Genomic DNA, 4,162 nt, shown 5'->3' with positions numbered 1-4,162 from the left:
GGCGGCACGGAGGACAGCTCCTGCTGGATTCGGGTGTCACAGGCATGGGCCGGAGCCGGATTTGGCCATCTCGCCATTCCCCGCGTGGGGCAGGAAGTGATTGTTGATTTCCTCAACGGCGACCCGGATCAGCCTATCGTGACGGGACGGGCCTATCACGAAGATAATCCCTCGCCGGGTGACCTGCCGGCCACCCGGACAAAAATGACCATCCGCTCCAAAACCTATCAGGGCGACGGGTTTAACGAGCTGACCTTCGAAGATGCCACTGACCAGGAGCAGGTCTATATCCACGCGCAAAAGAACATGGATACCGAGGTGCTGAACAATCGCACCACCGATGTGAAGGTGGATCACAGCGAAACCATCGGCAACAACCAGAACATTACCGTGGGTCTGGGCCAGACGGTGACGGTGGGTAAGGAGAATGCAGGCGGTCACGATCAGAAAACCACCGTGGCGCATGACCAGACCAGCTCGGTGGGTAATGACCGCCAAGTGACTGTGGGTCACGATGATACAGCGACGGTGAAGAACGACCAGAGGGTGGAGGTAACACATGACCGACGTGAAAGAGTGGGCAATGATGAGACGCTCGTGGTTAGTCATGACCGCAGGGTGGCAGTGACGGGGAAACAAGAGCACACGACAACGGGAGACCATATCAGCTTAGTGAAAGGCACAAAGAGCTTGGAGGTGAAGGGAGATCTGGCGCAGAAGATAAGCGGGGCGCTGGGGATAAAGGTACAGGGGGATATCGTACTGGAGAGCGGTAGCCAGATAAGCCTGAAAGTGGGCGGTTCGTTCGTGGTTATACATGCTGGCGGTGTGGATATCGTCGGGCCGAAGATAAACCTGAACGGTGGGGGAAATCCGGGAGATGTGATACAGCCGATGTCTGTAACAGAACTGGGGGAATATAACCAGCAATTTCAGTTTACAGATGATGATGGAATCCCTTACGCAAACATGAAGTATGTCGCATTTTTTATTAATGGTGTAAAAACTGAAGGAATAACGGATGCAGATGGGAAAACGGAAGTATTTATTCGTGAGAAAGAAGAAAAAATCGACGTACACCTGATAATGAATTAATACATTTAATAACCAGCATAAGGAAATCTGATTTTATGGCGATTTACAATATTCAAACGAAAATAAAGTCTAATGCAGAATGTGAGAAATTAAGCTATACGATGCAGGTATATCGTTATCACAATGGTCAAAAACAAGATGCTCTGTCACTTACACCAATAACTGTTTTCCAGTCAGACTATCTTACTCAGGAACATCAGAGTGTAGATTTAACAGATGAAGAAGCTAAGGCTCTCTATATATTGGAGCTGCAATTATATAAAGACAACGGGAAAGGTGCACAACCACTGACAGGGATTAAAGGAACCTGTATTTATTGCTTTGAAACAACGCAGGAAGTTCAGCAAAGTTATATTGAATATTATGAAACATCGGCTAGCACACAGAAAAAAAATGGCGATCAAATAAATCAGTTTATGAACTGCATTTCAAAAAAAACACGAATATTTGAAGCACCAGAACATCCACAGAATGACCCACTGGATCCATTTACATTTGAAATCATTACAGCATCGATCCAGAAACGATTACCTGCACTAGGTGTTTCATTGGCTCAAGGACAACAAAGTAATGTTACAAGAAATGTATTACAGAGTACAGCCACTTACCCGGATCAAGGAGAGAGTAGTTTGTGTGGTGCCGCAGCAGTCTTTTACTGTTTACAGCAGGATAGACCTGATTTATACCGCCAGATTGCACTGGATTTATGGAATCGCGGGGAGACATGTTTAAGAGACTGGAGTATTAAACCCAGTGAAGGGTGTCGCCATCCAAAAGCGTTTTTCTATCAGAATAATACTCCTCAAGTTTCTCCTATAGACTGGCTCACTTTAGCTAGTTTGCGAGATTCGGAAAATATATTTAAGAGTTATGATTCTCCTGATGATCAATTTTCTGGTATAACTGATGAATCGACTATAAAACAATGGTTTAAAAGATTTGATTTCAAATTTATTACTAGATCATCTCAAAATTCCTCTTCACATGGACAAGTAAATCATAGTTACAAAGATAATTATGATAAACTTCACGAAATATCAGTATTAAATAATTATCTTGCTAAAGACAAACATGTTCCAATTCTTATTAACGCTTCATTGCTAGGAAGTTCTTGTCAAACTCTTACTGCCAACCACTGGATAGTAGGAACAAAACCGTTGCAATTAGTTAACAGTGGAATTATTACAGATAATATGACATTAACAAACTCCATATTATCTGAGGAAATAATATTTGAATGTTTCTCTTGGGGTGAAAAACAAACAATAACAAATTTTCGGCACGAGCGAAACCGTAGCCCCGCTACTCTAAAAGATTTCCTTGGTTGTTTCTATGGTGGTATAATATATGATCACATCATATAATTAACGAAGGACATAGTTTAATGAAAATTATACCCAGTCAATTTTTATTTTTTTTCTCATTATTTATTTCTGGGTGCTCATCAGAAACAAAATTCATACCTCATGAGTTACCGATAGCGCAGTTTAACAAGCCATACTTTGTGCGAATAGAATTACCGCCAGGGGAAGCCGTATATTGTCACAGCTTATACGCACGTATAGAGCCTGTAAATTCAGGAATTAGTTCAACTATAGAATATTTTCATTCAAATGAAAATAAGAGAAGTTTTTTTTGCAGGACAATTGATATTCAAGGCACGCCTAAAACAAACAAAAAAATCATAATTACAGTCACTGGGGGAGGGCCAGCACATAGTTCTATTGTTAATCAAAAATATATTATTGAGGTGAAGTAACTTTGAGGTTGCTGAACACAATACTGATTTATAATTTTTATCAGATTTAGTAAACAATATTTAGGCCGATTTGAAAATCTTAGTATCAATATAGTTAACCTAAAGAAATGATTATGCAAAGAACAATCATGCTTTGCTTTATATTTTTTATTACGGGCTGCTGTTCATCAAAAGATAAATTTCTTCCTGAAACATTACCAACAGCAAAAGTTGGTGAATTGTATAGCACTAAGATAACTTTACCTCCAGGACAAAGTGTCTTTTGTGAAAGTATGTATATATCAATAGAACCTGTCAATTCAGGACTTATAGCAGAATATAAAGACCCAGCAGGACATGCAACTTTTTGCGCTTCAGTGATTATTCATGGCATTCCCAAAACCACTAATCCTATTTCAGTCAATTTATATGGAGAAGGTCCTATGGCTGGAGGTGGGGGGCTAGGGGCGATACTAAGTCACACTGTCCACGTTGACCAAAATTATATCATCAAAGTCGAGTAGTATTTTACCAATCCCATGTAGTAAGACGCAGATTCATTTTAATCAAGAATCCGTCGCTCCTCAATCAAACTCAGGAAAAAATATGCCCGCAGCAGCCAAGCTCAGCGATAAAGGTACTCAGCATGACGGTTATTACGAAACTGTGATCATCGCAGGCTCATCAACTGTATTTATTGACGGATCACCAGCAGCTCGTCAGGGGGATCCACTAGCCCCTCATGCTAAACCAAAACATCCCCCTCACCCTCGAAAAATTGCTGGAGGGTCAGAAAGCGTCTTTATCGATGGTTTGCCTGCCGCCAGAACGGGGGATGCGGTTGACTGTGGTGGTGTAATAATCGGTAATAGTTCAGTCAATATTGGCTGACATGGAAATATATATCTAATCTCACAGAAATAAATAAGACCGAATACTTTCTAGAAAAATATTTCTACATATAAAATTGGTACCAAAGATCCAGAAGAAAACTATAATGTATTTTTTGAATCTTGTTTTGAAGTACCACAATCCGCTATAACATCAATTTATAACAAAGTTATTCATGGCATTATCATGGCAAACTTTCCGGGACTATTTACAGGGAATCAGATCGTAAAACACTTTACTTTTCATCAAAATTTAACCGCTAATGATTATACCTTAGAAAATTATAGCAACATAGATAGTCTAATTAATGATGCAACTATTCTGGGGAGAATGATATCCAAGGAAATATTTGACGCAAGAAATTATTGTGAAAATCTGGCCCCAGGAACACATTTTATAACCTCTTATTATTTTCTTTTTTGACCGGTTCTCCCCGGA

The 4,162-nt window shown here is 40.3% G+C and carries 5 protein-coding genes; all 5 read left to right on the top strand.

Annotation, left to right across the window (positions count from 1 at the left end; all coding sequences use genetic code 11):
- Positions 1 to 1,095: type VI secretion system tip protein TssI/VgrG (gene tssI / locus FDW92_RS15390; protein ID WP_137400655.1), on the top strand; the 1,095-nt coding region annotated here is incomplete at its 5' end.
- Between the two features lie 35 nt (positions 1,096 to 1,130).
- A complete protein-coding gene (locus FDW92_RS15385; protein WP_052511191.1) occupies positions 1,131 to 2,459 on the top strand; it encodes a hypothetical protein in 1,329 nt (442 codons plus the stop codon).
- Positions 2,460 to 2,479: 20 nt separating this feature from the next.
- Positions 2,480 to 2,854, top strand: a complete 375-nt coding sequence (locus FDW92_RS15380; RefSeq protein WP_137350404.1) for a hypothetical protein — start codon at positions 2,480 to 2,482, stop codon at positions 2,852 to 2,854.
- Positions 2,855 to 2,967: 113 nt separating this feature from the next.
- Positions 2,968 to 3,357, top strand: a complete 390-nt coding sequence (locus FDW92_RS15375; RefSeq protein WP_137350403.1) for a hypothetical protein — start codon at positions 2,968 to 2,970, stop codon at positions 3,355 to 3,357.
- Between the two features lie 82 nt (positions 3,358 to 3,439).
- Positions 3,440 to 3,724, top strand: a complete 285-nt coding sequence (locus tag FDW92_RS15370; protein ID WP_042309760.1) for a type VI secretion system PAAR protein — start codon at positions 3,440 to 3,442, stop codon at positions 3,722 to 3,724.
- Positions 3,725 to 4,162 lie beyond the last annotated feature (438 nt).

The sequence above is a fragment of the Citrobacter sp. wls706 genome, assembly GCF_005281305.1.
GTDB lineage: Bacteria > Pseudomonadota > Gammaproteobacteria > Enterobacterales > Enterobacteriaceae > Citrobacter > Citrobacter werkmanii.
Note: the sequence above shows the minus strand (reverse complement) of the source record. Positions and strands in the feature narration are given on the sequence as shown.

What these genes read in the sequence shown, in the direction of transcription:
- FDW92_RS15375 (WP_137350403.1), top strand. Translation starts at nt 2,968, where the DNA reads ATGCAAAGAACAATCATGCTTTGCTTTATATTTTTTATTACGGGCTGC.
- FDW92_RS15380 (WP_137350404.1), top strand. Translation starts at nt 2,480, where the DNA reads ATGAAAATTATACCCAGTCAATTTTTATTTTTTTTCTCATTATTTATT.
- FDW92_RS15385 (WP_052511191.1), top strand. Translation starts at nt 1,131, where the DNA reads ATGGCGATTTACAATATTCAAACGAAAATAAAGTCTAATGCAGAATGT.
- FDW92_RS15370 (WP_042309760.1), top strand. Translation starts at nt 3,440, where the DNA reads ATGCCCGCAGCAGCCAAGCTCAGCGATAAAGGTACTCAGCATGACGGT.